Here is a 432-nt window from a genome sequence, read left to right on the forward strand (position 1 = left end):
GTCTTAGAGGATCCCGGATTTGCCAAAGATCCAAACCTACCGCCTTTCCCCAGGACAACCAACGCCTGGTACACCTAACCTTCTCCGTCCCTCCATCGCACTTACGCGAGGTGCAGGAATATTAACCTGCTTCCCATCGACTACGACTTTCGTCCTCGCCTTAGGGGCCGACTCACCCTGCGCCGATTAACGTTGCGCAAGGAAACCTTGGGCTTTCGGCGTGCGGGTTTTTCACCCGCATTATCGTTACTCATGTCAGCATTCGCACTTCCGATACCTCCAGCAGACTTCTCAATCCACCTTCAACGGCTTACGGAACGCTCCTCTACCGCGCATACAAAGTATGCACCCCAAGCTTCGGTTCTGTGCTTAGCCCCGTTAAATCTTCCCCGCAGACCGACTCGACCAGTGAGCTATTACGCTTTCTTTAAA

Annotated in this window: 1 rRNA gene; it reads right to left on the reverse strand. The window is 53.5% G+C overall.

The window, feature by feature from the left end:
- Window positions 1-432: ribosomal RNA gene (locus tag GWE18_RS42075) — 23S ribosomal RNA — on the reverse strand; the annotation flags it as partial.

It is taken from the genome of Bradyrhizobium sp. CSA112 (genome assembly GCF_029051645.1).
GTDB lineage: Bacteria > Pseudomonadota > Alphaproteobacteria > Rhizobiales > Xanthobacteraceae > Bradyrhizobium.